This is a genomic window from Paenibacillus sp. LHD-38, from assembly GCF_031157315.1.
Lineage (GTDB): Bacteria > Bacillota > Bacilli > Paenibacillales > Paenibacillaceae > Pristimantibacillus.
This window is the reverse complement of the sequence record NZ_JAVIFU010000001.1, coordinates 182,539-207,980: the sequence shown is the minus strand read 5'-3', so window position 1 is coordinate 207,980 and position 25,442 is coordinate 182,539. Positions and strand designations below refer to the sequence as shown.

The following is a 25,442-nucleotide window of genomic DNA, read 5'->3' as shown; positions in this document are numbered from 1 at the left end:
CACCCAAAAGCATTGGCCTTACAGGCCCCCATCACCTCCAGCAAGAATATCGCGGCTTTAGCTTTTCACAGCGCCCAGCGTCATGCCCTTAACGAAATACTTTTGCAGAAACGGATAAACCATCAAAATCGGAAGCGTGGCCACCATCGTAGCTGCCATCCTAATCGTGTCCGGCGAGACCGCAAGCCGCTTAGAGGCATCGGCCAGCTGCTGCGCATCGCCGACCATCGAGCTCGTTTGATATTGGTTTAATATTTTGACCAGCACCGCCTGCAGCGTCTTAAGGTCTGAATTGTAAGTAAACACGTAGGAGTCAAACCAGGCATTCCAGTGCATGATCGCCGTAAACATCCCGATCGTGGCAAGCACGGGCGTCGTCAGCGGCAATATTATTTTGAAGAAAATTTGCAAGTAGTTCGCGCCGTCTATCTTCGCCGACTCGTCGAGCTCCTGAGGCAGCTGCTGCATGAAGGTGCGTACGATGATCATGTAGAACACGTTCATCATGCTCGGCAGAATGAATACCATGAAGCTGTCGATCAGATGAAGGCTCTTCAGCACCATATAATAAGGGATGAGCCCGCCGCCGAAATACATCGTGAATACGAAGTAGAGCGACCAGAACCGACCTCCGACAAGCTCGCGTTTGCTGAGCGCATAGGCGACCATGCTGATAACGACGACCGCGAGCGGCGTGCCAATGATCGTCCGCTGCACCGTTACCTTGATGGCGAGCCAAATCTCGCTGTCGGATAAAATCTGCTTATAGCTGGCCAAGCTGAAATCCCTCGGCCACAAATATAAATTCCCGCGCAGCGTATCCTCAGCGCTGTTAAGCGAAATGATAAATATGTTCCAGAAAGGATAAAACGTTACGATAAATACCGCGATGATGAATAAGTAAACGATGGACATAAACAGAAAATCATTTTTGAATTTTGCCATGCTGCGTTCCCCTTTCGTCGATCCTAGAACAACGACTGTTCATTCATTTTTTTGGCCATCGTGTTGACGCTAATGACGAGGATGAAAGCGACGACCGATTTGAATAAACCGACTGCTGCGCCGTAAGAGAACATCCCATTTTGGAGGCCGTATTTGTACGTGTACGTATCGATAACCTCCGAATATTGAAGCACGGTATTATTTTGCAGCAAGTACTGCTGATCGAAGCCCGCATTCAAGATGCCGCCTACCGCTAGAATGGCTAAAATAATAATCGTCGGCTTAATCGAAGGCAGCGTGATATGCAGCATTTGCTTTAAGCGGCTTGCCCCGTCCACCTTCGCCACCTCGTACAGCTCAGGGTTAATCGCCGATATGGCGGCCAGATACATAATCGCGTTAAAGCCCATGTCCTTCCAAGTGTTCGAGAACGCGATAATCCACCAGAACAAAGGACCCTTCTGCATAAATTGAATCGGCTCCTCGATGAATCCAAGCCCTGTCAATAGGTTGTTGAGCACGCCTCCGGACGACAGCACCGTAATGATAATGTTTGCTGCAATGACCCATGAAATAAAATGAGGCATGTAGGAAACCGTCTGGAACGTCCGCTTGAACCAGCCATTGCGGAGCTCGTTAATCATAAGAGCCAAAATGATCGGCATCGGAAAACCGAACAACAGAGACAAGAAGCTTTGAGCCAGCGTATTTCGCATCACCCGGTAGAAATCGCCGTTCGTGAAAAAGTAATTAAACCAGTCAAGGCCAACAAACTCCGTCGTGAAAAACTGTCCAAAAAACGAGCCGCCGCCCGGCGAATAATTAATGAAGGCCATATACAGGCCAAACATAGGTACATAGGAGAATAAGAGCGTAACAACCAAAGCCGGAAGCATTAGCAAATACAATAGCCGCTGCTCCTTCAGCCTCCCCCATACCGTAGAGTTTCCTATGCCTCGTTTGTGCTTCGGTGGAACGGATTTACTTGGTTCCGCTTTCAATATCGATTCCATGTTATAGCCTCCTGCCAGTCTTTCGCTGCTTTGTGACTTCATTATAGGTCGGCTGACCGGCCCATTCTATACAAGCATTTAACGATTCGTATCCCAAATTGACACAGTTCGGAGCGCTCCATTGTTGAAAAACGTTATAGCGGATAAACTAGTAAAACATCCCGTTGCTCGAGATAGAAAGGTGGGGACTTTCATGTACAGTATTTTGATAGTGGACGACGAAGCCATTGAATTGGAAACGATTGAGCATTATGTCCCGTGGGATAAAATCGGAATTTCGGTCGCGGGTACGGCCCGCAACGGCAAAGAAGCGCTCGGTAAGCTCGCTGAGCTGAAGCCCGACATCATTCTTACGGATGTCCGCATGCCGATTATGGACGGGCTGGAATTCGGAAGAAGAGCGAAGCAAATCGACAAAAATATAAAAATTATATATTTGAGCGGGCATAACGAGTTTCAATATATAAAGGCCGCGCTCAACATCGAAGCGACCGGTTATTTATTGAAGCCAATAGACATGGAGGAGCTTCTTGCCCTGCTCGAAAAGGTCAAGAAAAAATGCGAAGAGGATCAATTGGCGGATCAAGGCGGGGATTGGGTGCGGGAGAAGCTGCTGATGCGTATCCTACGCGAGCCTAACGAGGGGAAACGCAAGGAATGGACAAATCAATGGAAGCTTAGCGCAGTTGATTTTGCGGAAAATAAACCGTTTGCTGCCGTTTACGCAACCTTCGATCCTCCTCCGGCCTATCCCGGCACCGATCCGTATCCCGCTGACAGTGCATCGACCGACAGAATCGAGCTATTTCGAACGGCTGCAAGGCAAAGGCTGGATTCGTTTATTATGGTTGAAGATGACCCTCACGCCTTTTACGTACTCTTTCAATGGCAGGACGAGCGGCAGCATGTGCAATCGACAGCAGCCTACTGGGAACTGCTTCGCGCGCACTTGGCTTGGGATCCATCCGCCGGCTCGCAGATTACGATAGGCTTGTCTGCCCCGCATTTGGGTTTTCGGGCGATTTGGGATGCCTGCGCAGAAGCTAAGGCCTGCAATGAGGTGAAGTTTTATGAGCAAAGCGGCGCCGTTCTCTCTCCGCAAGATCTGAAGCCGACCAAACAAACGGATGATGAGAGCGAGCAAATCGCGGCAAAGCTTTCCTCCGCCATTCAATCCGGAGATAAGGAGCAAATCAGCTTGCACGTTGAATCTTTATTCGGGGCGATCAGAGAAGAACGGATTGATCGGAATTTTGCAATCCGAGCCATTATTCGGCTGTTAACCGCCTTAGAACAGCATTTCTCTATGCTGCTGGCGGGCTCGCTCAAAGAGTGGCTGCTTGTGGATCATTGGAAGGAGATTTCGTCCATGAGCTCGGCAGCTCATATGCAGGCTTATGTCATGCATTTCTGCGATGAGATGAGGAAAGCGGCAAACGAGCGGGATATAGACCGAAATCAAGCAATAGCCGAACAAATCGTGAAGCTGATTGGGGAACGGTATCATTTGCCCCTCACGGTCGAAGAAATTGCCAAGGAGGTCTATCTGTCTCCCAACTATATCCGAACGATTTTCAAGGAAAAGATGGGCGAGACGATTCTCGATTATTTGACGAGGTTCAGAATGAACAAGGCGGCTGAGCTGCTGAAGGATAAAGCGCTTAAGGTTCGCGAGGTTGCACATAGCGTGGGATATGAGAATGTCTCTTATTTCTGTTCGATCTTCCATAAGCATAGAGGCAGTACCCCGAATGAATATCGAAAAATGTATCTATAGGCTGGGGTGAGAAGCATGAAAAGGCTAGCAGGCTGGATGACCAAGCCTTTTACGAATTTACGGCTGAGAGAAAAGCTGTTTCTGATGTTTTTGCTCGGCGCTATTCTCCCGCTTCTGTTTTTTGTCTTATATTCTTATCAAACCATTAAGAGTGAGCTCTCTAATCAAATGTATACGAGCTCTGTCGCATCTGTCGCTCAAATCAATTCCAATTTGGAAAATAAGCTGGATACGTACACGAAGCTTTCAGCAACCATGTATTTGAACAATACGCTGCGCGCTTACTTGACAAACAACTATACGCAGGACCCTTCTCTGTTCGTAGATGCCTATCAGTACATCAATAATACGTTTTCCAACATGCTGACTACGAACCCCGATATTCATTCTTTATCCATTTATATTAACAACGATTCGCTGCCCGCCGACGGCATCTATATTAAACGAATAGACGATGCCTTTAGAAGCTCGGCAATCTATCGCTCGCTGCTCGATACCTACGGAAATGTACGGTTCGTATCCACGCCGCCCGCTGTCGATCAGCCGCCTATGTTTACGTTGACGCGCATGCTGAACATAAGCAATCTCGATAACGCATACGGTATTTTAACCATTAATATATTGGAATCGGACATCTTCCGGCTCATGGAGAAGGAGACGGCGGAGAAAACCGTTTTAATCGTTAACGATCAGGGCTTCATTATGTCCGCAAAAGACAAAAGCATGTTGAACCGCCCGCTTAAGAAATTCGTGCCGGATTCTTTTCCCGACAAGCTGCAAGGCCGATTCGACAGCACCTATAACGGGGAGAAAATGCTGGTGGTCTATAATACGACCAAATTCGGCTGGAAGAGCGTTGCGCTCATTCCCTACAACAGCTTTCTGGCAAAAGCTAATCAAACCGCAAAACGGATTTTCATCCTGGCTTTGATCAGCTTCGGCATTATGGCTTTGCTCATTTATATTACAGCGAGGCTGTTCACCAAGCGGGTCGAGTATCTCGTCGGCATCATCCGCCGCATCGAAAGGGAAGAATTCGAGCATATCGACATCCGGCCGCTCGGCAGGGACGAGATCGGACAGCTCGGCAACGTGCTGCGGAAAATGTCCCAGCGGCTCAGCACTTTGATTTCCGATGTGTACAAGAAGGAAATCGATAAGAAGGAAGCGGAGATGAATGTGCTGCAAGCGCAAATAAATCCGCATTTTCTATACAACACGCTCGCTTCTATTTCTTCCCTTGCGATTCGAAATTCGGATCAGCGGATGAATAAAATGGTCACCGATCTCGCTAAGTTTTACCGCATATCCTTGAACAAAGGCAAAAACCAAATATCGATTCATGAGGAAATGCAGCTTACCCGTTACTACGTGGCGATTCAACAAATTCGCTTCGCGGATCTAATCCGCGTGCATTATCAAATCGACGAATCAGTACTGCCCTGCCCGATCGTCAAGCTGACGCTTCAGCCATTCGTGGAAAATGCGATGAATCACGCCATCTGGGATGACAAGCTTGGAATTAATATCATGATTAAGGCCAGCCGCGATGGACAGGACATCGTGTTCAAAATTATCGATGACGGAATGGGCATGCGCGTGCAGGAAAGCAGAAACGCTGACCAAGCGCTGCCGTCTAGAGGCGACGCTTTATCGGGATACGGTATCCGCAACGTGGATAATCGAATCAAGCTGTTGTACGGTGACGCTTACGGCGTTTCGATTTTCAGCAGGCTCGGCATCGGCACCACCGTTACGATTCGTATTCCCGGACGATAATGGCTAGTCGACTGGTTTGCAAAAAAACCTCGAGCATTATGCTGCTCGAGGTTTTTTTCTATTGCGTTTATTGATCGAGGCCTTCGACGATTGCCGTTTTATTTTACCGTAATTTTGTAAAGTTTCGACTGTGCACCAAGCAAATCTACCTTCATCGATCCGACAGCCTGGCTCGATTCGTTCGTCCAGAGGTCAGTCACCTTTGCTTTCGAAGCCGACGGTATGCCTGCCCTAGCGAAATCCACGGTTTTTGCAGCCGTCTCATTCGTGAAATTAAATACGGCGAGGTAATAATCCTTCCCATCCTTCATAACGAACGTATCCGCGGCTGACGTGCCCGTATTGCCCTCGACTGCTCTAAAGGCCTTGCCTTTCAGCGCAACCTCATTCACCTGCTTGTTCGTCAGAAGCTTCTTCATCAGTTCCTGCGCTGCAGGATCATTGACATCATCAGAATTTAAATATACCGTACCGGAAATAACGGCGGAATTAACCCGCGTCTGCGAGGCAGCATAGGAACCGCCCTTTGCCAGCGTCATATAGTCGGGATCAGTATACGGATAGATCGTTCCGTTCTGCCACCAGCCGTAGGTAAGGTTATTCAATTGGTATTCGGTTCTGCCCAGCGTGCCGTCAATATCGCAGGATATGCGTCTGGCGTGTGCATATTGGCTCGGAAATAACGGTGCAATCGATGCGCTGATGAACATTTTGCCGTCCAGCACCTTATTGATATGGGCCATTCCTTGGTTATACGCCTGAATTCCCGTCTGAGCCTTTGGATCATAATGCTTGCCTTCAAAGGAACCGTGACTTAGAAAATCAATCTTGATGTATTCAAATCCGTAATCCAGAAAACGCTTGAAGTAATATTCGATTCTTTGCTTGGAGCCTGGATGAGTCGGGTCGACTGCGTAAGCGCCGTCCACCTTAGGCAAAGGATTGCCGCTTGCATCCCTCAAAATAATATCGCCATACTTATACTTCCCATTCGTGCCCTCGACTGGCTGCTCCATGTTGTCGCCCCAATAGACGAACGGCCCATAATAAATGCCGGCCTTCTGTCCGTTATTGTTAATGACTTTGACTGCTTGCTGAAGCTGCTGCTCAGACAGATTGTCCCAATAGGAGTCCATATTAATATAGACATTGCCTTTGTTCGCAAACGAAGACTTTTGCAGGTTTTTCTTAAAGAAATCGGACACAGCCACAACCTTGTCATAGCTTAAATGGCTTTCGTAGGCGCCCCAGCTGTTCCAGCCTACAGGGACTCCCTTCGGAACGTCATGCTTGAATGCCAGCGGAGGAGCAACTGCTGCGTTCGCTTGGCCGAAGCTCTCCAGACCATCTCGGTAATCCGCATAATAACCGATGAGAATTTGCGGCGATGTTAATGTCTTGCCCGTTATTTGGCCATGCGGAAGCGTATCATGTGTCGAGGCAGACGAAGTAAATCCGCCGTATACCTTCAGTTTATTCAATCGGTCGTTCGAACCGCTCCAATACACGCCTGTTTTCCACTGATCATGGGTCACTGAACCGATAACGAGGCCGCTGCGGCTCATATTGTCATAAATGGCCGTCAGCTCCGAGCTGATATAGTTGTTCGTGTTCAAGCTCGTATTGATCGTTCGCGATTGATACCTCGACCATGCATCATTATCAAAGGGAACGACCAGCACCCGGTTGTCTGAATAGCTGCCGATATCGATGCCCCCGGCGGCGTTTAAGACAACCGGCGACATTTCGTTTGTGCTTAGCGCCTGTTCGCCCTTAACCTGCTGGCTAACGAGGAAATATGGCAATTTCTCGTAAATTTGATAAATCTGCATCATCGTCGGAAGGCCGGATTGGCGGTTTTCGATCGTTACTCGAATGCCTTTGCCATGGCCGTCCTTTATTTTCTCGATTTTGTTCATGGCAAACCGGTGCTCAGCATAGCTCTTGCTGTCCAGCTGCTTATCGAGCAAAATACTGCTGTATAAGCCCTTGGCGATCGTCTTGCCGTTCCAATCGAATGCCGAAAGGCCGGATTCCGTATTATACGTTACTTTATAAATGCCATTGGACAAAGTTACGCCAGTCTCATGCTCTTCCACTTTAATGGAGCCGAACTTTTCGGAATCGACCTCTGCGCCGATTTGGGTGATGCCATCGATATCACCCGGTTCCTCTCCGGGAGATTCGGAGGCAATGATTTCAATACTGTCGATATCCGGTGACCATCCCCCGTTATCGTCAAACAAAATCGTATTGCTGCCTTCCTGCAGTTGTACCTCGACGCTGAATGTGCCGACGGTATCCCAGCTTGCGGTCTGCGGCGGTGAATAGGTTTCCTTTTCGCTGCCATTTACGCTGATCGCAATGGGCCGGGGATCACCGGAAATATAGCTCAACTTCAAAGTGTAAATACCGGCAGACGTTACGGTTACCTCGTTGAATTGAAGCGTTGAGCCCCCCCAGATATCGCCTATTTTTTTGCCGCCGGAGCATTCTGTCTCCGCTTTGCATGAGCGAACAGCAGCATTGCCCGTTAGCAAATTAGCAGCTGCTTCTGCCTCATAGACTTGTCCGCTGCCATCGGGCGGCTCGTTCGGATCAGTGCCTGAACCCGCCCAGCGCAGCTCGATTTGGTCAATGTCAGGAGAGTAGCTTCCTTCGTCATCGAACGTAATGGTGTTTGCTCCTTGCTTCAGCTCAAGCTGAAGCTCATAGGCGCCCCGCGTATTCCAATCCGCGGTTTTTGGCGGATCGTAGCGGTCGCTTACACCGCCGTTTACGCTAACGGCAAAGGACCTTGGATCGCCCGATATGTAGTGCACAGTCATCGTATAAACACCGGCATCCGCAACAATGACATCGTTGAACTGCAGCGCCGATCCTCCCCATAAGCTTCCGACCAGCTGATTACCCGAGCAGCCAACGGCTGCCTCGCAAGCCTTCACCTCCGCCTTGCCGCTTAGCAAATTGCCTGCCGCCTCGGCCTCAAATGCATAGACGGCCCCATCCGTTTCCGTCGTCTGAGCTTCCGCAATTGCCATAGGGGCAAAGAGCGCGGTTTGAAATAGTAGAAGCATCGCCAACAACATTCCCATGCCTCTGCCGTATTTCACTTTGTTCATTATTTATTCCTCCTCGTTCCTTTTTGTAAAGCGCTTTCTTTCCTAAGTTTAAAGCGGAGGCCTCCTGCCATACTAGCCAAGAATGTTACGATTCGTACTCGAAACCGACAGACTTTAACCTTTTCGCCTTAGAAGTGAACTTCGAGGGTAGATCCATTTAGGATAAAAAAATGAATGCGAAACCTTTCCTGTTTCCACACGTCTATTAGTAAATACTAATTATGGAAAAGAGGTTATCTCATGAGTCGAAAAAAGCTTCGCAAGACAACCCTAACCGCCATGACCGCAGCGCTGGCCGCAACTTTATTAACCGGCATTCCATACCCTGCGGCAGCCGAAAGCATTCCGAATGGATCTACATTAAGCGCCGAAATACATAACCTTCCCGGAACAGCCGTGAACGTTTATTTTCAAGATCTGCCAATCGCTTTGTCTTTGCAGCCGCGTTTAATTAAAGGGACCATTATGGTGCCAGGCAAAAGCATGCTGGAGGGACTTGGTTATAAAATAGAGTGGCGGGCCAAAGAGCGGAAGCTGATAGCTGTCCAGGACAACAAACCGACATTTATTTTCCAAGAAAATCTTGCTCAAGCTGAAATTGGCGGAACATTGTTGAGAGGGCTTCCAGTCGCCCCCTTCCTTGATCAGCAGACGTTTTGGATACCGCTTCGTCTTGTTGCCGCAGCCAGCGGGCTGCGCGTGGAGTGGAACGCCCAGCACCATTATGCTTCTGTCAGTGATCCTCAGGCATTGCCAAGGTTAAGCGTCATGACGAAAGCAGATAACGGCATCATTGAACAGACTGACAGGCTGTTTAATGATTTAAAGCAAGCGATGAAGATGAACGTTGATTTCGTTCAGGTAGGTCCGGAATATTACCGCGAGAAAACGATGGTCATGATTGCCGCCGGGGATCCGACCTCGCTCATGCTGCTTGATGACCCTTACATTTTTCAGGATGAGCTGATTGCGAGCTTTTCCAGTGATTTGACTTCCCAGCTCGAAGCTTTTCCGAGACTTAAGGCACTGGCTCAAAACGGGGCTGGCAGCCGGGTCATTAACGGAAAAATATTAGGCGTGCCTCGGCCGGGCGATCCGCATAATGCCGCCTTCCCCGCGATCCGCAAAGATTGGCTGGATAAGCTTGGGCTAGCCCAGCCGCAAACGATGGAGGAACTGTTTCTTACGCTGAAAAAATTCACCGAGCTTGACCCGGATGGCAACGGAAAGCATGACACCGTAGGACTTACTGGTTATTTGGACGGAACGGGTCTTGGCACACTATCATGGATCGAGCATGCTTATACGGGCAGTCCGGACCGCTTCTCGGTTAAAAGCGGAAGCGTTGTTGACCATGCGGTTAGCGATGAAGAGACGCTGGCGCTGCAATGGCTTGTCCGCGCGTATAATGAAGGCTTGATAGACAAAGAGTTTGCGGTAAAGTCTGGAGAACAATCAAACGAACAGCTTCGCGGCAACAAAGCAGGGCTCGCCTCGATGAGCATAAACGAAGCAGCTAGCCTGACTGGCAAAGATGCAATTTGGCTCCCGCTGAAAAGTATTCGCGCTTCTTCGGCCAGTTCCCCGATTGCGCCTTGGACGACGCAGGGCAACGGGACCTACATTGTAGCCAAAACCTCGAAGCTGGACACGAAGCAGATCTTGGCTTGGCTGGACTATGGACTGGAGAAAACTGAAAATGGCGGGTGGGAAGCAATCGAGGGCTGGCAGCAGTCAGATCAAGAGGCGGTAAACAGCTTATTCGGACAAACCGATATGCTCAAAAACAACAGCAGGCTTGATAAACTATCGGATGGCATTCGAGACGAATATGAATCGGCCGTCACGGAATGGAGAAAAACCTCCTACTCCGCCATCACCCTGCCAGAGGCCGGCAGCCTGTGGAGTTCAGGAAAAAATACCGAGCTAAACAATAAACTGGAGCAGTTCAAGCTCAAGGTCATTATGGGCGCGGCATCTATCGAGGAGTGGAAGGTTTTCATCAAAGAATATACGGCTTCAACGGAATATAAAGCCATGCTCGCGGATTTGAACAAGCTGGCTTCTAAACGAACGAATTAGAAGAACGTTTCTGGGTGTTTGACCGGGAATGTTAAACGTGTTGCACGCTGCGCGAGCAGATCATTCTTCTCTTTATCGATTCACTCTATATCATGCCGAATCAAGCGTAAACGGCTGTCGCCGTCCTCTGTGGCAAAAGCAGTCGTTTCGCGGAGATATATAAGCACATTTATATGTGAAAACATATAAATTCTTATATATAAACAAGAACAGCTGAGCAAAACGATTGTTTTGCCCAGCTGTTTTCATTAGATAGAATCCTACTCTTTGCTTGCTCTGAGCATCTCGCCAATGGCGCCGATGCTGCCCAGCGTATCGACCGCTCTGGTTGGAATAAACACTTTGTTCGCCGGGCCTTTTGCGATATCCGCGAGAGCCTCAAGCGAACGATAAGTGAGAATATTCTCGTCCAGGCCCGCGGAGCGTATAAGCTCAATCCGGCTTTTCTCCGCCTCGGCAATCGACTGGATAGCTTTCGCTTCCCCGAGCGCCTCAAGCTCCTGCGCATGGCGCTGGCCTTCTGCTTGACGTATTCGAGCCTCCTTATCTCCCTCGGCTTTCAATATTTTGCTCTGCTTGTCACCCTCGGCGCGTAAAATCATATCCTGCTTCGCCGCTTCCGCATCCAGCACCATTGCCCGCTTGCTCCGCTCTGCCTTCATCTGCTTATCCATCGCATCCTGAATGTCGACAGGCGGCTGGATGTCGATAACCTCGACCCGCTCAATGCGAACGCCCCATTTCTCCGTCGCTTCATCAAGCGCGATCCGAATGTCCGACGATATTTTCTCGCGTCCGGACAATGTCTCATCCAGCTCCATTTTACCGATAATTTGCCGCATGGTTGCCGTGCTAATATTTCGAACGCCGTAAACATAATCAGATATGCCATATGTAGCTTGTTCCGGCCCCGTTACTTGATAAAAAATAATCGTATCAATTTTTACTTGAACGTTATCTTTTGTAATAACGGTTTGAGGCGGTACATTCGCTTGCTGAATGCGCAGATCATGATACGTCCGCACATGATCGATAATCGGAATAAGAATATTTACGCCGGGTGTTAAGAGCCGATTGAATTTACCGAGACGCTCGACTACGCCTATTCGCTGCTGCGGTACTATTTTAATTGATAAGGCCGTAAACACAACGACTATTGCTATTATAATGATGGCTACAACATAACCCATGAACGATTAGCCTCCCCATTTCTCGACTTGGAGCACCGCGTTTCCGCGGCTTATGACCTGAACCAGCTCCCCCTTTACGAGTGGCGTATTTGATACTGCGCTCCATGTTTCATTCCCAACTTTGACGATACCGGGTGCTCCCGCTCCAGCCTCCTCAAGCACAATCCCCTGCTTCCCAACGAGATCGTCTACCGCATCCTTATAGCCGCGTGAGGAATGGATGCGACGAGTAATTGAACCCGTAAAGACCGTCAGAATAAGAACGACGATACAGCCGGCTGCCAGCTGGGCGACAAAGGAGCCCGGCCAAAACCAATCGATGACAGCCGCAACTATAGCTCCAATTCCCAGCCATAGCAAATAAAAAGTAAGCGTGAGCATCTCAACAACAAATAAAATACCGGCGAGTATGAGCCATATCGTCCACAATTCCATCCTGCCATCGCCTCCTTCTTCATTAATATATTCGAACATGATCATCCTATGATTAAGAAAACACTTGCCAAACCGATACTGAGTATGTAGAATCATCAAGGGTCTTTTTACAAACAACATATCATTGGAGGCAATTTTCATCATGAAAAACACAATCGGGGTCCTTGATCGACCGCCAGCTCTGCAAAGCTTTCTGCTGAGCCTGCAGCATCTCTTTGCCATGTTCGGCTCCACCGTGCTTGTTCCGAATATTCTCGGCGTCGATCCGGCTGTCTGCCTGCTTATGAACGGGATCGGAACGCTGCTCTATTTATGGATTTGCAATAACAAAATCCCCGCATATCTTGGATCAAGCTTTGCTTTCCTTGCACCCGCCGGCGCCGTGATCGGCGATCAAGCCGCAGGTGGTGGAAATTATGCAGCGGCGCTTGGCGGATTTATTATATCCGGCGTTATCTTCACGATCGTCGCGTTAATTATTCAAGCGGCCGGCACTGGCTGGATCAACATCGTATTTCCACCGGCAGCCATGGGCGCAATCGTCGCGATTATCGGATTAGAGCTAATTCCTGTCGCAGCGCGGATGGCCGGTTGGATTATGCCTGCTGACGGCGATGCGGCCGTATGGTCTCCGGATCCGAAAATTGTAGCCCTCTCAACGATTACGCTTGCAGTCACTGTGCTTGGTTCTGTCCTGTTCCGCGGCTTTATGCGCATCATTCCGATTCTTATCGGGATTATCACAGGCTATGTGCTTGCCTATTTCATGGGCTTTACCGATTTCAGCAACCTTTCGGAAAACAGCTTCGTTCAATTGCCGCATTTCACCTTCCCTGTATTCGAGTGGACGGCTATCATCGCGATTGCGCCTGCCGCGCTTGTCGTTATAGCTGAGCACATCGGCCATCTTGTCGTAACGGGAAATATCGTGGATAAAGACCTATCGAAGGACCCGGGTCTTCACCGCTCGATGCTGGGCAACGGGGTTTCGACCATTATTTCAGGCTTCGTAGGCTCCACGCCTAACACGACCTATGGGGAAAATATCGGCGTACTCGCGATTACGAAGGTTTATTCCACGTTTGTCATCGGAGGCGCAGCAGTCATTGCCATCGTGCTTTCGTTCTCGGGTAAATTTTCTGCATTGATCTCCGGCATTCCTGAACCGGTTATGGGCGGCGTTTCCCTGCTGCTGTTTGGCGTAATCGCTGCTTCCGGCTTCCGGATGCTTGTTGAATCCAAGGTGGACTACAGCAAACCAACTAATCTGTTCCTAACGACCGTCGTACTCGTTACGGGACTTAGCGGCGTGAAGCTTACAATCGGGGATTTCTCGCTTTCGGGGATGGCACTCGCAACTGTAGTTGCTATTGTGCTTAGCCTGCTGTTCAAAGTGTTTGACGTGCTAAAGCTATCTAACGACCATGAAGCTTCGGGTCATTAAACAAGCGTAAACGGCTGTCGCCGTCCTTTGCGGCCAAAGCTCGTTTCGCGGTGAAATATAAGAATCCCGATAAGCCCGAAAACTTATAAATTCTTATATTTTAACAAAGGGGGGCCTGCTGAGGCCCCCCTTTGCGTTATCGTTCTGGGCAACTAAAATTCCCCCTTTATTTCCTGTAGATAATCATTTACATTTTGTTCCGAGATTACTCTAATTCCATTCCTTCTTAACAAAGCCGTCGTTACGCCGTTACCGGCAGCTTTGATTCACGAGCGTTCACTTTCATGAGGCAAACCTCCGCACCTCTACATAACATATGAGAAAAGGAGTGAAGCCATCATGCCTGATTATCGCATCATCGTCGATCTATCTGATCGTAAGCTGCATCTTCTCGATGGAAATATCGTCACGCGTTCATTTCCTGTTGGCATCGGAAAAATGGTTACCCAGACACCAACCGGCGAATTTACGATTATCAATAAGCAGGCCAATCCCGGCGGTCCGTTCGGCGCATTTTGGATGGGACTATCGAAGCCCCATTATGGCATCCATGGCACGAACAATCCGTCTTCGATCGGACATATGGTTTCGCTCGGCTGTATTCGGATGTATAACGACGATGTCCTGGCGCTGTCCAAAATCGTGCCCATCCACACCCGCGTCACCATCAGGCCTTAGCCATTTTGCCAAAAAAGCTCGTATTAATATGGTAAACTAATAGCACATAACCAATTTCTAAGCAAGGATGTGCTTTTCCTGTCTTACATCCAGGCTTTTTATAAGCATGCAATCAGCTTCTCCACCAGCACATGCGCGCCTGCCTCCAGAAAGGCGACAGCAAGCTCTGCATGCGTGTATGGCGGCGTACAAATCGATACGATGTCAATATCCTGCTTCAGAAGCTGCGTATTATCGGATACGGCCTCCGCCTCCAAATGATGCTGCTGAATGCGAGCTTGCGCCTTCTCCTCATAAATATCACTTACTACTACGATCTGGCAGCGCTCCGGGAAGTTTAAATACGCCTCAATGTGTGCGTTAGATATTGCACCCGCGCCAATAATGGCTACTTTAAGCATGGCTGCATCCTCCTTAAGGTTCATGCAACCAGCTTACCAATGAAGCGTTCCCAAATGTATGCATAGCTTGTGGAAAAACAACGCTACTTTGCGATTTTTAATTAGGCAATATCCTTTGTAAGAGCACAAAAAAAGCCTTGCTTTCGCAAGGCTTTGAATTTATTAGGTATGGTGCGGTAGACAGGATTTGAACCTGCACGTCCATTGGACACTACCCCCTCAAGATAGCGTGTCTGCCGTTCCACCACTACCGCACATTTGAAGTTCGAAGGATTATAAAGCCCCACTCGCTTCGACATGCTGAGCAAATGGTGAGCCATGAAGGACTCGAACCTTCGACACCCTGATTAAAAGTCAGGTGCTCTACCAACTGAGCTAATGGCTCTCGGTGTGAATACAATCGAGCTCATTAGAGCTGGTACACTTTGAGGATAATTGGTGACCCGTAGGGGACTCGAACCCCTGTTACCTCCGTGAAAGGGAGGTGTCTTAACCACTTGACCAACGGGCCGTTCTAACAATAAAATCTGTGTTGTGTGAGACAACAAAAATGATTATATCAGCATATTCGCCGAAGTACAAGCGTTTTTTTTATTAATCTTTATTTCCTTGAAAAAGCAGCGATTAAGACTCAATCGTCTCGGCTTTAAATACGTTATCCAACTTGTCCTCAGGCGTAAGTCTTTTCTTCAAAGGAACCTTAACGTCTCTTCCCAGTTCTTTGAAGAAGGTTTCTACATCGCATTCGATTTTGTCTACGTATACCGACAATGTGCCTCTTTCGATAATCGCTTCATTGCCCTCTGCCGGTACCGTTACTTCGATCGAATATTTCTTCATCAATGTGTTGCTGTACCGCGCAAAAATCTCAAGCAATTCCTCGTTATTGAATTTCCCAATCGCCGCTTGTCCCTTGTTCGTAAAGTTTAAGTTTATTTTCATGTTTACAGCTCCTCATCTCTAATGATGCATCTGTTTGGACGGTTCGAGTAACTTATAACGAAAAAACCACTCTCTAGTCAGATTTATGATCTGAATATAAAGTGGCATCATCTATCAGAAAAGTGTTTTAAAATGACACCTTCTAAGTTCACCTATATACATCGGCAAGAAGTAAGTTATGGTGCGGTAGACAGGATTTGAACCTGCACGTCCATGGGACACTACCCCCTCAAGATAGCGTGTCTGCCGTTCCACCACTACCGCACATTTATAAGTTGACATCCTTCACTCCCATTTTCTTAGTCATGCTAAGAAATGGTGAGCCATGAAGGACTCGAACCTTCGACACCCTGATTAAAAGTCAGGTGCTCTACCAACTGAGCTAATGGCTCTCGCTGTCATTGTAATCAAGCTCTTAAGAGCTAGTACACTTTGAGAAATTGGTGACCCGTAGGGGACTCGAACCCCTGTTACCTCCGTGAAAGGGAGGTGTCTTAACCACTTGACCAACGGGCCGTATAGATCACTTCAAAAAAGCCATTTCACAATGCTGCAACCTCATTGGCAAATAAAAAAGACCGGATGAACGGTCTTGCCGTTGCAAACTTTTGTGAAAAAATTGTGGCGGAGAGAGAGGGATTCGAACCCTCGCACCACTTACGCAGTCTAACCCCTTAGCAGAGGGTCCCCTTGAGCCACTTGGGTATCTCTCCAAATCTGGCTCCCCGAACAGGACTCGAACCTGTGACAACTCGATTAACAGTCGAGTGCTCTACCAACTGAGCTATCAGGGAAAAGTAAAAGTGACAAGTAATAATATATCACGTAGCTTTTTGATTGTCAATCAAATTCAGCAGTAATTTTCCACGGCATTTTCCGCATGCATATTTGGCCGGGTCAACTTTCCGTTTCCGTAAATATTCCATCCCGCATTTGGTGCAAATGAGCTTGTAACGAAATGGCTGCGGCTTGCGCTGCGCGCGTTCAGGAAGCGACTGACAATAACGTGAACCGCCGACATGGGCAAGCAGTTTTTTGAAATCGGCGTCTCGATGCTGATATCCCCTTTTCAAAATATGCAGGTGATAATGACAAAGCTCATGCTTTATAATTTTCTCGGTTTCCTCGCGTCCAAAAGCCGTAAGCTGATGCGGACTGATCTCAATATTGTGTGAGCGTGTAAAGTAACGTCCTCCTGTTGCCTTCAAACGAGCGTTAAACGTTGCAACATGTAAAAATGGACGACCAAAAAAGGTCATTGAAAGCTGCTCAACCCATTGCTGCAAAGCCTCATTATTCATTGATTATTCTCCCCCAACTACTTGAATTTTAAAGCCGCGATAGGCTACACTGTCAAGTAGGAATTATTAAATACGTAGAAAATCCGCAAAAGAAACACGGTAGCATACCGAGGGGAGACCAATAACCATTATGGCAACAATGCGCTATGTCCTATTGAAACAAAATGACAGAATCTTTTTTGTTGAAATGCCCGATTCGCACGCTTATCAGCTAAGCGCGCTCAATCTTCGACTTCATAAAGAAATCGATAAATTGACGGCTGACCATGTACCTAGCCTTCCTTACGCAGTTGCGGAATGCAACGACGTCGAATTGCATGATTCGTCAATCAGCATCGTATCAGGCCTGGATTACATCAACAGCCTTGAGAAGGATTTTGCAGGCGTGCAGGAGAAATCCTATCCGCTCATTTCTCTTTTGACGGAAATACGCGCTTTGCAAGCGCAGCTCGAACAGTGGTATGAGGAGTACGAAGAAGAACTGAGCAATTAGTTTGGACCTGCACGGACACTCGCCCTTTCCCATATTCTAGTATTACAACAAGTTAGGCCCCGGGAGGAGGACGATACGTATGCCACAGTGGCTGTGCAACCAACTGATGCGCGCTTTTCAGAAAAAAGATCGCAGACAAATCAAGCTCCTTAATGACTGCTGGTATTTCTACCGTAATAAACAAAGTCCGAAGGAAGAAAGCAATGACACCGTATTTCAATAATTGCTCCCTTTCGGATCACATAATCGCAAACGTCTGACTACCCTATGGGAAGACACGTTTCGCGGTGAAATATAAGCTGAGTTATAAAAGAGCGCTCATAACTACTTATATTGTATAAAATAAAACCGGCCCCCTTAAAAGGAGAGGCCGGTTTATTTATGGTTCTTTGTATGCTGCCTTTTTCTTAAAACTTATTAAAAAAAGTAATATCATCAAGCGACAAGCGCGTTGTTGGATGGCCTTCAACGGCCGCTTTACCAATCGGAAGCATCAAGGTCGGCAAATATCGATCCGAAATGTTAAACATTTCTTTCACTTGATCGCGGTTGTAACCGCCCATAGGTACGGAATCGTATCCTTTTGCGCGAGCAGTCAGCATAATTTGCATGGCTACAAGACCTGTATCAAATACAACGATTTCTTTCAAGCGCTCTGCAGGCAGCCCGGAGTACATCTTCGTGGAGTTAGCGATGAAATTATCTGCAACTTCCTGCGTCATATACCCAGCTTCAACTGAAGCGCCATAGATTTTATCGGACAAGCTGTACATTTCCAAATCAGCAAGCACGATTACGATTGCTGATGCTTCAGCCACTTGTTGTTGATTGAATGCGATTGGCTGTAATTTCTGCTTCAGCTCAGGATCTGTCACAATTAGGAAACGCCACGGCTGCATGTTTGAAGAAGAAGGTGCTTTTGTAGCAATTTCCAATATTTCACGGATTTCTTCTTCCGAAATAACGACGTTGCTTTCATATTTCCGAACAGAACGACGGCTGTTAAGGACGTTGAAAAAGCCTGCGGATTGCTCCGTTGTTTGAACTGTTACTTGTGAATCGATTTGTGTTGATGACATTATGATTCCCTCCAAAGGATTATTTTTATCTGTGCAAAATCCAACTCAGTTGATTCCAAAATTTTACTGTGTGTAGATCCGCACAGTTAATGACTGACTAACTGTACAATTTATATACACAGTATAATTCGTGCTGTTGTTTTTGTCAATCAACTAGTTTTATTCCATTTACTCTCTAAATCGAATAAGATATCGTTCTTTCTGCAAGCTGTGCAATCGTATACTGCTTCAGCGTTTCAATCGTATTTTGCTCGATTTCATTCGCAATATCCATAAAGGCAGATTTCATGCTTAGCCCGGAATCATGGATGCCAATTGTTTCCAGCATACCGCTGCAAAGAGGCTCTCCAACCTTAAGGGCAATATAAACCTCGGCAAGTGTAATCGTCTCGGGTGGACGCTTGAGCCTATAGCCTCCATCACGGCCTTCCCTCGTTTCGATAATTTGCCCTCCGGACAGCTTGGCCATCACTCTTCGCAGCTGCGTCGCTTCTGACTTCAAACAATCGGCAATGGCCGCGCTCGGATACGTGTCTGACTTCCGCGATAAGATAACGAGAGCCTGGAGCGCCAACCCAAACCATTTAGGGTGAGCTGTACCGCTGATTTTGTTTGCTTTCATAGTCATCTCACTCCTTTTTTAGGGTAGTTTGCGATGTCCAAAGCTTTATTTTAAGTATAAAGGGTCTGCCTGATAACAGGCAAACCCTTTGTATGGATAGGTTAATCAGGCTTGCGCATCGTTAAGCTTACGCGCCCTTTTTTAAGATCCACGCTAAGCACCCAGACGGTAACCGTGTCGCCGACGGAAACGACGTCCATCGGACGCTTGACGAATTTGTCGCTCAGTTGCGAGATATGAACGAGTCCGTCATTTTTGATGCCTATGTCAACAAAAGCACCAAAATCGATTACGTTGCGCACTGTGCCATGAAGCTCCATCCCTGGGGACAAATCCTCGATGTTCAAAACATCCGTATGAAAAATCGGAGGAGGCAGCTCTTCGCGCGGGTCACGTCCCGGTCTAAGCAAGCTGTCCATAATATCCCGTAAGGTTGGAACACCCACGCCAAGCGTTGGGGCAACGCGTTCGGTGTCAAGCTCTGCCAGCTTCGCCTTAAGCTCCTCAGAGCCTAGTTGCTTCAGTCCAAGACCAAGCTCGCTGAACAGCTTGTCTACCACTTCGTAGGACTCCGGATGGATTGGCGTGCTGTCTAACGGATTTACCGGCTCGGCAATTCTTAGAAATCCGATGCATTGCTCATAGGATTTTGCGCCAAGCCTTGGCACCTTTTGAAGCTGGGCACGCTTTACGAACCTGCCGTTCTCATCGCGGTATTTTACGATGTTTTTCGCAATCGTTGCATTTATACCTGCTACATAGGAGAGCAGCGAAGCAGATGCCGTATTAACATCCACACCGACATGGTTAACCGCGGATTCCACGACCCCGCCCAGCGTTTCATCCAGTCGTTTCTGACTTACGTCATGCTGATATTGTCCGACCCCAATCGCCTTAGGCTCAATCTTAACGAGCTCAGCAAGCGGGTCCTGCAGCCTGCGGGCAATCGAAACCGCACTGCGCTCTGCCACGTCAAGCGACGGAAACTCCTCTTGAGCAAGCTTAGACGCCGAATAGACGCTTGCGCCCGCTTCATTGACAATAATATATTTGAGCTCCGGTCCGCCCGCTCCAGCCGCCTTACGCTTCCCTATTAAGGCAGCGATAAACTGCTCTGTCTCACGCGATGCGGTGCCGTTGCCGATAACGATCAATTCCACTTTATACTTGTCGATTAAGCCGTTAATCAGCTTCTCTGCTTCCGCTACCTTGTTGTTAGGGGGCGTTGGATAAGAAACCGCTACCTCCAGCAGCTTTCCGATATCGTCAATGACGGCAAGCTTGCAGCCCGTGCGAAAAGCCGGATCCACGCCAAGCACGATATTTCCCCTTACAGGCGGCTGAAGCAGCAGATTTCGCAAATTTTCGGAGAAGATCGAAATGGCATGCTCCTCTGCTTTCTCGGTAAGCTCGCCGCGCACCTCGCGCTCAATCGACGGCGAGATCAGACGCTTATACGAATCCTCGATGACAGCAGTCAGCACATCGCGCACTGGCTGCGCTGTACCGTTTCGGAGCACCTTGCGATTGATATGCTCATGGATTCGCTCTGAAGGCACATCAAAGGTGACACGCAGCACATCCTCGCGCTCGGCGCGGTTAATCGCAAGCACGCGATGCGGAGGCAGCTTACGAACCGGCTCTTGATAGCTGTAGTACATTTCATAAACCGTTTCTTCAGCTGCGTTTTTTGCTTCTGTCTTCATAACGGCTTGATCGAAAGTGAACTTCCGCGCCCAAGCCCGAATTGAAGCATCGTCCGCCAAATTTTCAGCTATGATATCCATCGCGCCGTTCAAGGCATCCTGGGCAGTGGGCACGTTTTTCTCAGCGTTAACATAACGGGCTGCTTCAGCAAGGGGATCGCCGCTGCGCGGCTGCGACCACAGCCACTCGGATAAAGGCTCCAAGCCTCTCTCTTTTGCCACGCTGGCTCTTGTTTTGCGTTTTTGCCGGTACGGACGGTAGAGATCCTCGATTTCCTGCAGCTTCACAGACTTGATGATATCCGCTCGCAGTACTTCCGTAAGCTTGCCTTGTTCATCAATAAGACGAATAACCTCACGCTTGCGCTCTTCCAGATTTCGCATGTATTGCAGCTTTTCTTCAATCGATCTCAAATCGTTCTCATCAAGCTCACCGGTCATTTCCTTACGGTACCGAGCGATAAAAGGGATAGTATTGCCTTCATCAAGCAGGCTAACTGCCGATTTCACCTTTGTTACCGGGATCGATAGCTGCGCGGCAATGCCCGCAATGATGCGCTGGCTTTCGGCTGCCTTTTGTTCTGCTGTCAGCTTCGATTTCCCTGCGCTCTCCTCTGATTCCTCTGTAAAATGCTGAACCTTCGTATCCGCCAAACGTCATGCCCCTTTCTTATGCATCATGCTCCCGTATAGGGGTTATTCGCCATTTCAAATCCAATTGTCGTACGTCCGCCATGTCCCGGGTAAACGATGACATCCGGGCTCAGCTTGTACAGCTTCAAACGAATGGAATCGTACAAATCCCTTTCGCGTCCGCCTGGCAGGTCCGTCCGGCCAACCGACATTTTGAACAATACATCGCCTGAGAAAAGATGGTTGCCGCACAAGAAGCTGACACTGCCGGGAGAATGGCCCGGCGTGTGCATAACGCGGAAGGATAAGCCGAGCAGCTTCAGTGTTTGGCCTTCTGCTAACGCATATTCAGCAGGATCCGTTGAGAGAGGAGGCGTCACATCCTGCCATCTCATTGAACCGTTTTTGCGAGGATCGGTTAGCCAATCCGCCTCTAGATCATGTATGTAGACCGGGCAGCCAGCGGCTTTGCGCAGCTCATCAACGCCGCCCATATGGTCGAAATGGGCATGTGTCAGCAGAATGGCCTCCACCTTCACACCCTCCAGCCGCTCCAGCAGCTTTTTGGGATTCATGCCCGGATCAATAACAATAGCCTGCTCCAAAGGCTTCTCGCCTTCGTTAGCCGCCGGTTCCGTCACCGAAATGAGATAAGCATTGGTTTGTATGGGCCCAAGTGTAAATGTCTCGATTCGCATATTTATACTCATGGCTTTCTTAAAACGACTCCAACAAAGTGCGGAGCTCTTTCACGATCACGGATTGGTAAGCTGTACCTTCACCGTAACGCCGACCCATTTCTTGCCTTGTTACCGCAAGTTTCTCTTGATAATCAACTGCATCGCGGTCTGTGTTTTCCTGCTTGAAAGCAATCATTGCTTCCTGAACATGACTAGGACGCGGCCCCCATTGCCCTAGCACAGCCCCGCCTGTATCCGCAATAATAACGACAGGGACGGAACGGCCGCCCATTGTCAAAAACTGATCCATTGTATCCAGATGCTCTTCCATAATAAGCACCTCTGTCGGAACTCCGCTATTTTCAAGCGCTTTAAAAACAACAGGGATATTGCGTACGACATCGCCGCACCAATCAGCCATCAAAATCAACACGCGAAGATCATCACGATTGTTCAGCGACTCGAAATACTCCTTGTCGCTCTCATCGGTCCATGCGAATTTTTCGGACCAATCCAGAAACTGCTCTTTGTTTTTGGTCATGCCGTCGATAAATTGCTGCGGGCTGATGCCTTTGCCGAGCTTTTCTGCTACGCTTTTGCTCATTGAAATCCCTCTTTCATCTATTTATTTAATGGTTACTCAAAATAATAAGGATGCTTACAGCAATCATTATACCGATTTGCGGCGCGAACGCACAAATTTAAAGAGGACGTACACGATCAGCAGCGCAATGGCGATCAAAATGGCAGGCTGAACATATGGAGCCGCTTTTTCATCGATTTTATCCCAATTCTCGCCAAGCGTGCTTCCTAAATATACGAACAATATGGACCATGGCAGGGATGCCAGCGCTGTAAGGAGCGTAAATAAAGCAAAGTTCATGCGCGCCATGCCGGCAGGGATAGAAATAACCTGTCTCATAACGGGAACAAAGCGTGCCGTAAACACAATTCCCGCTCCGTAATTATTAAACCATTTTTCGGAAATATCGACATGTTTCTGTTTGATTTTGATATACTTCCCGTATTTCTCCACGATCGGTCTTCCGCCATAACGGCCAATCCAATATAAAATCCAGTTTTGTCCGACCGCTCCAAGCGTGCCGAACAGAACTGCTCCCCAGAAGCTAATCTTACCTTGCGATACGAGGTAACCTCCAAAGCCTAACACAATTTCACTCGGAATAACCTCAATTAATAGTCCGATTAAAATACCGAAATACCCTAAACTCTCCACCCATTGCAACACGCCATCCAATAATTCATGAATAAAATCCATTCCTGCTCTCAATCCGCCTTCCTTCATAAAATATGGCTTTCACTTGCAAACTCCTGCGCTGAAGCTATTCTAACATACGATACGGACAGCCATCCACTTTTGTCATGTGCTGACAAGCCCTTGCATAGACTAGCCTTAAATGATACGAATGGATGAGGTGAGCGTTTCATGGCTAAAGTTTTTATTGTCAGCAAACGACAGATTCAATTGTTTATCGTTGTGGCCGTCTTAATCATTTTAACCGGTGTTTACTTGAGCTGGGACCGCTCGCGGGAGGTTAATGCGCAGGTGACAGAGCCGCGTATCTTTCAGCTTGTAACCGGGGAATACAGCACGAAAACCGACGACGGCAAAGAGCTGGAGGTATACCGCTGGGACCCCGGCACGATTGTCGTAAACAAAGGCGAGCCCGTCGAGCTTCACATTACCGGGGTGAACGGAAACAGCCATCCATTCGTCGTTGAAGAGCTTGGCATTCGCGGCGAGGTCACCAAAGGGAAAACAACCGTTGTACGTTTCACCGCCGAGAAGGCGGGGACTTATCCCATTGAATGCTTGACCCATACCGATATGCGTCACGGTGGTCCAATGGTCGGGTACATCATCGTCAACGATTAAGCGAAGCCGCAGCCTCCTTAGATAGTGACCGACTCCTTCCTATCCGCATACATATGGGATAGAGAGGAGTCGGTTTAAAATGAAAGCAAACTCACAAAAGCATACTGCCGGCTATCCGACCGCCCGAAAAATTCGCAGAGCCTGCAGCAATGAACTATACCGCACCATCAAGCGGATGAAGATTTGGGTATCGAAGGAAAAAATAGATCAGGCTGAAGCTGTTTATTTCAAAAAAGTCATTCTCAACCTGAAATGGATCGTCGAAAACGAGAGCAATCGCAAGGTGCAGTCCGATTGGTGGGACGAGAATGTCAGCGCCGAAATCGCGGAACTTTGGGAAGTTGACCGGGACCAGCTATGCGCCGCATTCCGGGAAGCTTACGGCGGCTAAAATTGTTCGCAAAAAAACCTGACTGCCCGATTGGAGGCCAGGTTTTTTTTGTGATCGTGATGCTAGATCAATTCGACATCAAGCTTGTCCTGCATATTAACCAAACGAATCAGGATGATGCTGACTCATCGCCCTCTCTGAAATCCAGTTCTTTCTACCTACAAGCGCATACGACTGTCGCCACCCTTCATTTTAGGATAAAATTTCATATTTGCCATATAAAAAAGCCGAATAAACCATGCTGCGGGCATGGTCCATTCGACTCAATACGGCATTTCAAAAAGGTACTGGTTAAGCCTTACTTATCGATTTCCTTCAACCGGTCAACTGATACGGTTTTCGTATTGACTGGGTTGTTGTTAACCATAACTGTCGCCATCCCGTTCGCTTCATCGACATTTTCAATCCAGACTGAATCCGCATCCAGCATGACCGCAAAGGTCTGCTCCGATTCATAGATCTGCTTTGCGCGCGTTGTATCCATTAGATAAGCACCTCCTTCGCTTTTTGGTAAAATAACCACTCAATAACGGTAAGTTATCTAGTTTCCGGTTCCATCGAGTCTGTCGTTGATTCGTCAATAAGGCCATTTTGGAGCGTGACATTTCCGCCGCCCAATCCTTCATTCACCATTCTGTCGATATCCATAAAATAATCATCTCGGCCCTCATGTTTTGGTTCCGCCGCTGCTTGTTTTGGATCATTGCTCGTTTCGCTCACGTTCATTCCCTCCCCCTATTTTTTTGCAACTGCTAAGCCTTAGTCTTATAGGCCTTGACGGCATCTGTTTAAGCCATCACAAAAAATATGCCCGAAAACGCGGATGAACATG

The 25,442-nt window shown here is 48.2% G+C and carries 25 protein-coding genes and 8 tRNA genes; 9 read left to right on the top strand and 24 right to left on the bottom strand.

Annotation, left to right across the window (positions count from 1 at the left end; genetic code table 11):
• Positions 1-57: 57 nt before the first annotated feature.
• Both RCO25_RS00970 and RCO25_RS00965 read right to left on the bottom strand, forming a co-directional pair.
• Complete coding sequence (locus RCO25_RS00970; RefSeq protein ID WP_308994278.1) at positions 58-945, bottom strand: carbohydrate ABC transporter permease; 888 nt, start codon at positions 943-945, stop codon at positions 58-60.
• 23 nt (positions 946-968) lie between these two features.
• A complete protein-coding gene (locus RCO25_RS00965; protein WP_308994277.1) occupies positions 969-1,958 on the bottom strand; it encodes an ABC transporter permease in 990 nt (329 codons plus the stop codon).
• A 193-nt stretch (positions 1,959-2,151) separates the two neighbouring features.
• On the opposite strand from RCO25_RS00965, the gene RCO25_RS00960 reads away from it, so the two are divergent.
• Positions 2,152-3,735 carry a response regulator gene (locus RCO25_RS00960; protein WP_308994276.1) on the top strand — a complete coding sequence of 528 codons (1,584 nt, stop codon included), beginning with the start codon at positions 2,152-2,154 and terminating at the stop codon, positions 3,733-3,735.
• Between the two features lie 15 nt (positions 3,736-3,750).
• Positions 3,751-5,514, top strand: a complete 1,764-nt coding sequence (locus RCO25_RS00955; protein WP_308994275.1) for a sensor histidine kinase — start codon at positions 3,751-3,753, stop codon at positions 5,512-5,514.
• A 98-nt stretch (positions 5,515-5,612) separates the two neighbouring features.
• Here the strand turns inward: RCO25_RS00955 and RCO25_RS00950 are convergent, their stop codons facing one another.
• On the bottom strand, positions 5,613-8,636 hold the full coding sequence (locus RCO25_RS00950) for a carbohydrate-binding protein (RefSeq protein WP_308994274.1): 3,024 nt from the start codon (positions 8,634-8,636) through the stop codon (positions 5,613-5,615).
• Between the two features lie 240 nt (positions 8,637-8,876).
• Between RCO25_RS00950 and RCO25_RS00945 the strand changes: the two genes are divergently transcribed.
• Entirely contained in the window at positions 8,877-10,718 is a 1,842-nt protein-coding gene (locus RCO25_RS00945; RefSeq protein ID WP_308994273.1) for an extracellular solute-binding protein, read from the top strand.
• 260 nt (positions 10,719-10,978) lie between these two features.
• On the opposite strand, the gene RCO25_RS00940 is transcribed toward RCO25_RS00945, so the two are convergent.
• Together RCO25_RS00940 and RCO25_RS00935 are read right to left on the bottom strand one after the other, a co-directional pair.
• Positions 10,979-11,908 (bottom strand): SPFH domain-containing protein, encoded by a 930-nt coding sequence (locus RCO25_RS00940; protein WP_308994272.1) that lies wholly within the window; start codon positions 11,906-11,908, stop codon positions 10,979-10,981.
• Positions 11,909-11,914: 6 nt separating this feature from the next.
• A complete protein-coding gene (locus tag RCO25_RS00935; protein ID WP_308994271.1) occupies positions 11,915-12,343 on the bottom strand; it encodes an NfeD family protein in 429 nt (142 codons plus the stop codon).
• Positions 12,344-12,485: 142 nt separating this feature from the next.
• Between RCO25_RS00935 and uraA the strand changes: the two genes are divergently transcribed.
• Both uraA and RCO25_RS00925 read left to right on the top strand, forming a co-directional pair.
• Positions 12,486-13,787 (top strand): uracil permease, encoded by a 1,302-nt coding sequence (gene uraA / locus RCO25_RS00930; protein WP_308994270.1) that lies wholly within the window; start codon positions 12,486-12,488, stop codon positions 13,785-13,787.
• Positions 13,788-14,126: 339 nt separating this feature from the next.
• The gene (locus RCO25_RS00925) at positions 14,127-14,465 is read left to right on the top strand and encodes a L,D-transpeptidase (RefSeq protein ID WP_308994269.1); all 339 of its coding nucleotides are present in this window, start codon (positions 14,127-14,129) and stop codon (positions 14,463-14,465) included.
• A 98-nt stretch (positions 14,466-14,563) separates the two neighbouring features.
• On the opposite strand, the gene RCO25_RS00920 is transcribed toward RCO25_RS00925, so the two are convergent.
• The 11 genes from RCO25_RS00920 to RCO25_RS00870 form a co-directional block, all read right to left on the bottom strand.
• Positions 14,564-14,866, bottom strand: a complete 303-nt coding sequence (locus RCO25_RS00920) for a Gfo/Idh/MocA family protein (RefSeq protein WP_308994268.1) — start codon at positions 14,864-14,866, stop codon at positions 14,564-14,566.
• A gap of 169 nt (positions 14,867-15,035) precedes the next feature.
• Positions 15,036-15,120 (bottom strand) — tRNA-Leu (locus RCO25_RS00915).
• 55 nt (positions 15,121-15,175) lie between these two features.
• Positions 15,176-15,251 (bottom strand) — tRNA-Lys (locus tag RCO25_RS00910).
• A gap of 51 nt (positions 15,252-15,302) precedes the next feature.
• Positions 15,303-15,377: transfer RNA gene (locus RCO25_RS00905), tRNA-Glu, on the bottom strand.
• 113 nt (positions 15,378-15,490) lie between these two features.
• Positions 15,491-15,808 carry a hypothetical protein gene (locus RCO25_RS00900; RefSeq protein ID WP_308994267.1) on the bottom strand — a complete coding sequence of 106 codons (318 nt, stop codon included), beginning with the start codon at positions 15,806-15,808 and terminating at the stop codon, positions 15,491-15,493.
• A 179-nt stretch (positions 15,809-15,987) separates the two neighbouring features.
• A tRNA-Leu gene (locus tag RCO25_RS00895) sits at positions 15,988-16,072 on the bottom strand.
• A gap of 52 nt (positions 16,073-16,124) precedes the next feature.
• Positions 16,125-16,200 (bottom strand) — tRNA-Lys (locus RCO25_RS00890).
• A gap of 49 nt (positions 16,201-16,249) precedes the next feature.
• A tRNA-Glu gene (locus RCO25_RS00885) sits at positions 16,250-16,324 on the bottom strand.
• Positions 16,325-16,430: 106 nt separating this feature from the next.
• Positions 16,431-16,521, bottom strand: a tRNA-Ser gene (locus tag RCO25_RS00880).
• 5 nt (positions 16,522-16,526) lie between these two features.
• A tRNA-Asn gene (locus RCO25_RS00875) sits at positions 16,527-16,602 on the bottom strand.
• 27 nt (positions 16,603-16,629) lie between these two features.
• The gene (locus tag RCO25_RS00870; RefSeq protein WP_308994266.1) at positions 16,630-17,109 is read right to left on the bottom strand and encodes a SprT family protein; all 480 of its coding nucleotides are present in this window, start codon (positions 17,107-17,109) and stop codon (positions 16,630-16,632) included.
• Between the two features lie 130 nt (positions 17,110-17,239).
• Here RCO25_RS00870 and RCO25_RS00865 point away from each other — a divergent pair, with 130 nt between their 5' ends.
• Both RCO25_RS00865 and cmpA read left to right on the top strand, forming a co-directional pair.
• The gene (locus tag RCO25_RS00865; RefSeq protein ID WP_308994265.1) at positions 17,240-17,602 is read left to right on the top strand and encodes a hydrolase/acyltransferase; all 363 of its coding nucleotides are present in this window, start codon (positions 17,240-17,242) and stop codon (positions 17,600-17,602) included.
• A gap of 79 nt (positions 17,603-17,681) precedes the next feature.
• Entirely contained in the window at positions 17,682-17,825 is a 144-nt protein-coding gene (gene cmpA / locus RCO25_RS00860; RefSeq protein ID WP_308994264.1) for a cortex morphogenetic protein CmpA, read from the top strand.
• A 184-nt stretch (positions 17,826-18,009) separates the two neighbouring features.
• Here the strand turns inward: cmpA and RCO25_RS00855 are convergent, their stop codons facing one another.
• The 6 genes from RCO25_RS00855 to uptA all read right to left on the bottom strand — a co-directional run bounded on the left by RCO25_RS00855 (position 18,010) and on the right by uptA (position 23,601).
• Positions 18,010-18,681: a nitroreductase family protein gene (locus tag RCO25_RS00855; protein WP_308994263.1), complete on the bottom strand. Its 672-nt coding sequence runs from the start codon at positions 18,679-18,681 to the stop codon at positions 18,010-18,012.
• 175 nt (positions 18,682-18,856) lie between these two features.
• Complete coding sequence (locus RCO25_RS00850) at positions 18,857-19,303, bottom strand: RrF2 family transcriptional regulator (protein WP_308994262.1); 447 nt, start codon at positions 19,301-19,303, stop codon at positions 18,857-18,859.
• 101 nt (positions 19,304-19,404) lie between these two features.
• Complete coding sequence (locus tag RCO25_RS00845) at positions 19,405-21,663, bottom strand: Tex family protein (RefSeq protein ID WP_308994261.1); 2,259 nt, start codon at positions 21,661-21,663, stop codon at positions 19,405-19,407.
• 23 nt (positions 21,664-21,686) lie between these two features.
• Positions 21,687-22,340, bottom strand: a complete 654-nt coding sequence (locus RCO25_RS00840; protein WP_308994260.1) for an MBL fold metallo-hydrolase — start codon at positions 22,338-22,340, stop codon at positions 21,687-21,689.
• A gap of 19 nt (positions 22,341-22,359) precedes the next feature.
• Entirely contained in the window at positions 22,360-22,926 is a 567-nt protein-coding gene (locus tag RCO25_RS00835; RefSeq protein ID WP_308994259.1) for a thioredoxin family protein, read from the bottom strand.
• A 66-nt stretch (positions 22,927-22,992) separates the two neighbouring features.
• Positions 22,993-23,601: an undecaprenyl phosphate transporter UptA gene (gene uptA, locus RCO25_RS00830; protein ID WP_308994466.1), complete on the bottom strand. Its 609-nt coding sequence runs from the start codon at positions 23,599-23,601 to the stop codon at positions 22,993-22,995.
• Positions 23,602-23,769: 168 nt separating this feature from the next.
• Here uptA and RCO25_RS00825 point away from each other — a divergent pair, with 168 nt between their 5' ends.
• Positions 23,770-24,219 (top strand): cupredoxin domain-containing protein, encoded by a 450-nt coding sequence (locus tag RCO25_RS00825; protein ID WP_308994258.1) that lies wholly within the window; start codon positions 23,770-23,772, stop codon positions 24,217-24,219.
• Between the two features lie 79 nt (positions 24,220-24,298).
• Entirely contained in the window at positions 24,299-24,610 is a 312-nt protein-coding gene (locus RCO25_RS00820) for a dehydrogenase (protein ID WP_308994257.1), read from the top strand.
• A gap of 298 nt (positions 24,611-24,908) precedes the next feature.
• Here RCO25_RS00820 and RCO25_RS00815 read toward each other — a convergent pair whose 3' ends face one another.
• On the bottom strand, positions 24,909-25,094 hold the full coding sequence (locus RCO25_RS00815) for an H-type small acid-soluble spore protein (RefSeq protein WP_308994256.1): 186 nt from the start codon (positions 25,092-25,094) through the stop codon (positions 24,909-24,911).
• Between the two features lie 53 nt (positions 25,095-25,147).
• On the bottom strand, positions 25,148-25,330 hold the full coding sequence (locus tag RCO25_RS00810) for a hypothetical protein (RefSeq protein WP_308994255.1): 183 nt from the start codon (positions 25,328-25,330) through the stop codon (positions 25,148-25,150).
• Positions 25,331-25,442 lie beyond the last annotated feature (112 nt).

Excerpts from the sequence above, each read along its gene's own strand:
- RCO25_RS00970 (WP_308994278.1), bottom strand. The coding sequence starts at position 945 with ATGGCAAAATTCAAAAATGATTTTCTGTTTATGTCCATCGTTTACTTA.
- RCO25_RS00965 (WP_308994277.1), bottom strand. The coding sequence starts at position 1,958 with ATGGAATCGATATTGAAAGCGGAACCAAGTAAATCCGTTCCACCGAAG.
- RCO25_RS00960 (WP_308994276.1), top strand. The coding sequence starts at position 2,152 with ATGTACAGTATTTTGATAGTGGACGACGAAGCCATTGAATTGGAAACG.
- RCO25_RS00955 (WP_308994275.1), top strand. The coding sequence starts at position 3,751 with ATGAAAAGGCTAGCAGGCTGGATGACCAAGCCTTTTACGAATTTACGG.
- RCO25_RS00950 (WP_308994274.1), bottom strand. The coding sequence starts at position 8,636 with ATGAACAAAGTGAAATACGGCAGAGGCATGGGAATGTTGTTGGCGATG.
- RCO25_RS00945 (WP_308994273.1), top strand. The coding sequence starts at position 8,877 with ATGAGTCGAAAAAAGCTTCGCAAGACAACCCTAACCGCCATGACCGCA.
- RCO25_RS00940 (WP_308994272.1), bottom strand. The coding sequence starts at position 11,908 with ATGGGTTATGTTGTAGCCATCATTATAATAGCAATAGTCGTTGTGTTT.
- RCO25_RS00935 (WP_308994271.1), bottom strand. The coding sequence starts at position 12,343 with ATGGAATTGTGGACGATATGGCTCATACTCGCCGGTATTTTATTTGTT.
- uraA (WP_308994270.1), top strand. The coding sequence starts at position 12,486 with ATGAAAAACACAATCGGGGTCCTTGATCGACCGCCAGCTCTGCAAAGC.
- RCO25_RS00925 (WP_308994269.1), top strand. The coding sequence starts at position 14,127 with ATGCCTGATTATCGCATCATCGTCGATCTATCTGATCGTAAGCTGCAT.
- RCO25_RS00920 (WP_308994268.1), bottom strand. The coding sequence starts at position 14,866 with ATGCTTAAAGTAGCCATTATTGGCGCGGGTGCAATATCTAACGCACAC.
- RCO25_RS00900 (WP_308994267.1), bottom strand. The coding sequence starts at position 15,808 with ATGAAAATAAACTTAAACTTTACGAACAAGGGACAAGCGGCGATTGGG.
- RCO25_RS00870 (WP_308994266.1), bottom strand. The coding sequence starts at position 17,109 with ATGAATAATGAGGCTTTGCAGCAATGGGTTGAGCAGCTTTCAATGACC.
- RCO25_RS00865 (WP_308994265.1), top strand. The coding sequence starts at position 17,240 with ATGGCAACAATGCGCTATGTCCTATTGAAACAAAATGACAGAATCTTT.
- cmpA (WP_308994264.1), top strand. The coding sequence starts at position 17,682 with ATGCCACAGTGGCTGTGCAACCAACTGATGCGCGCTTTTCAGAAAAAA.
- RCO25_RS00855 (WP_308994263.1), bottom strand. The coding sequence starts at position 18,681 with ATGTCATCAACACAAATCGATTCACAAGTAACAGTTCAAACAACGGAG.
- RCO25_RS00850 (WP_308994262.1), bottom strand. The coding sequence starts at position 19,303 with ATGAAAGCAAACAAAATCAGCGGTACAGCTCACCCTAAATGGTTTGGG.
- RCO25_RS00840 (WP_308994260.1), bottom strand. The coding sequence starts at position 22,340 with ATGCGAATCGAGACATTTACACTTGGGCCCATACAAACCAATGCTTAT.
- RCO25_RS00835 (WP_308994259.1), bottom strand. The coding sequence starts at position 22,926 with ATGAGCAAAAGCGTAGCAGAAAAGCTCGGCAAAGGCATCAGCCCGCAG.
- uptA (WP_308994466.1), bottom strand. The coding sequence starts at position 23,601 with ATGGATTTTATTCATGAATTATTGGATGGCGTGTTGCAATGGGTGGAG.
- RCO25_RS00825 (WP_308994258.1), top strand. The coding sequence starts at position 23,770 with ATGGCTAAAGTTTTTATTGTCAGCAAACGACAGATTCAATTGTTTATC.
- RCO25_RS00820 (WP_308994257.1), top strand. The coding sequence starts at position 24,299 with ATGAAAGCAAACTCACAAAAGCATACTGCCGGCTATCCGACCGCCCGA.
- RCO25_RS00815 (WP_308994256.1), bottom strand. The coding sequence starts at position 25,094 with ATGGATACAACGCGCGCAAAGCAGATCTATGAATCGGAGCAGACCTTT.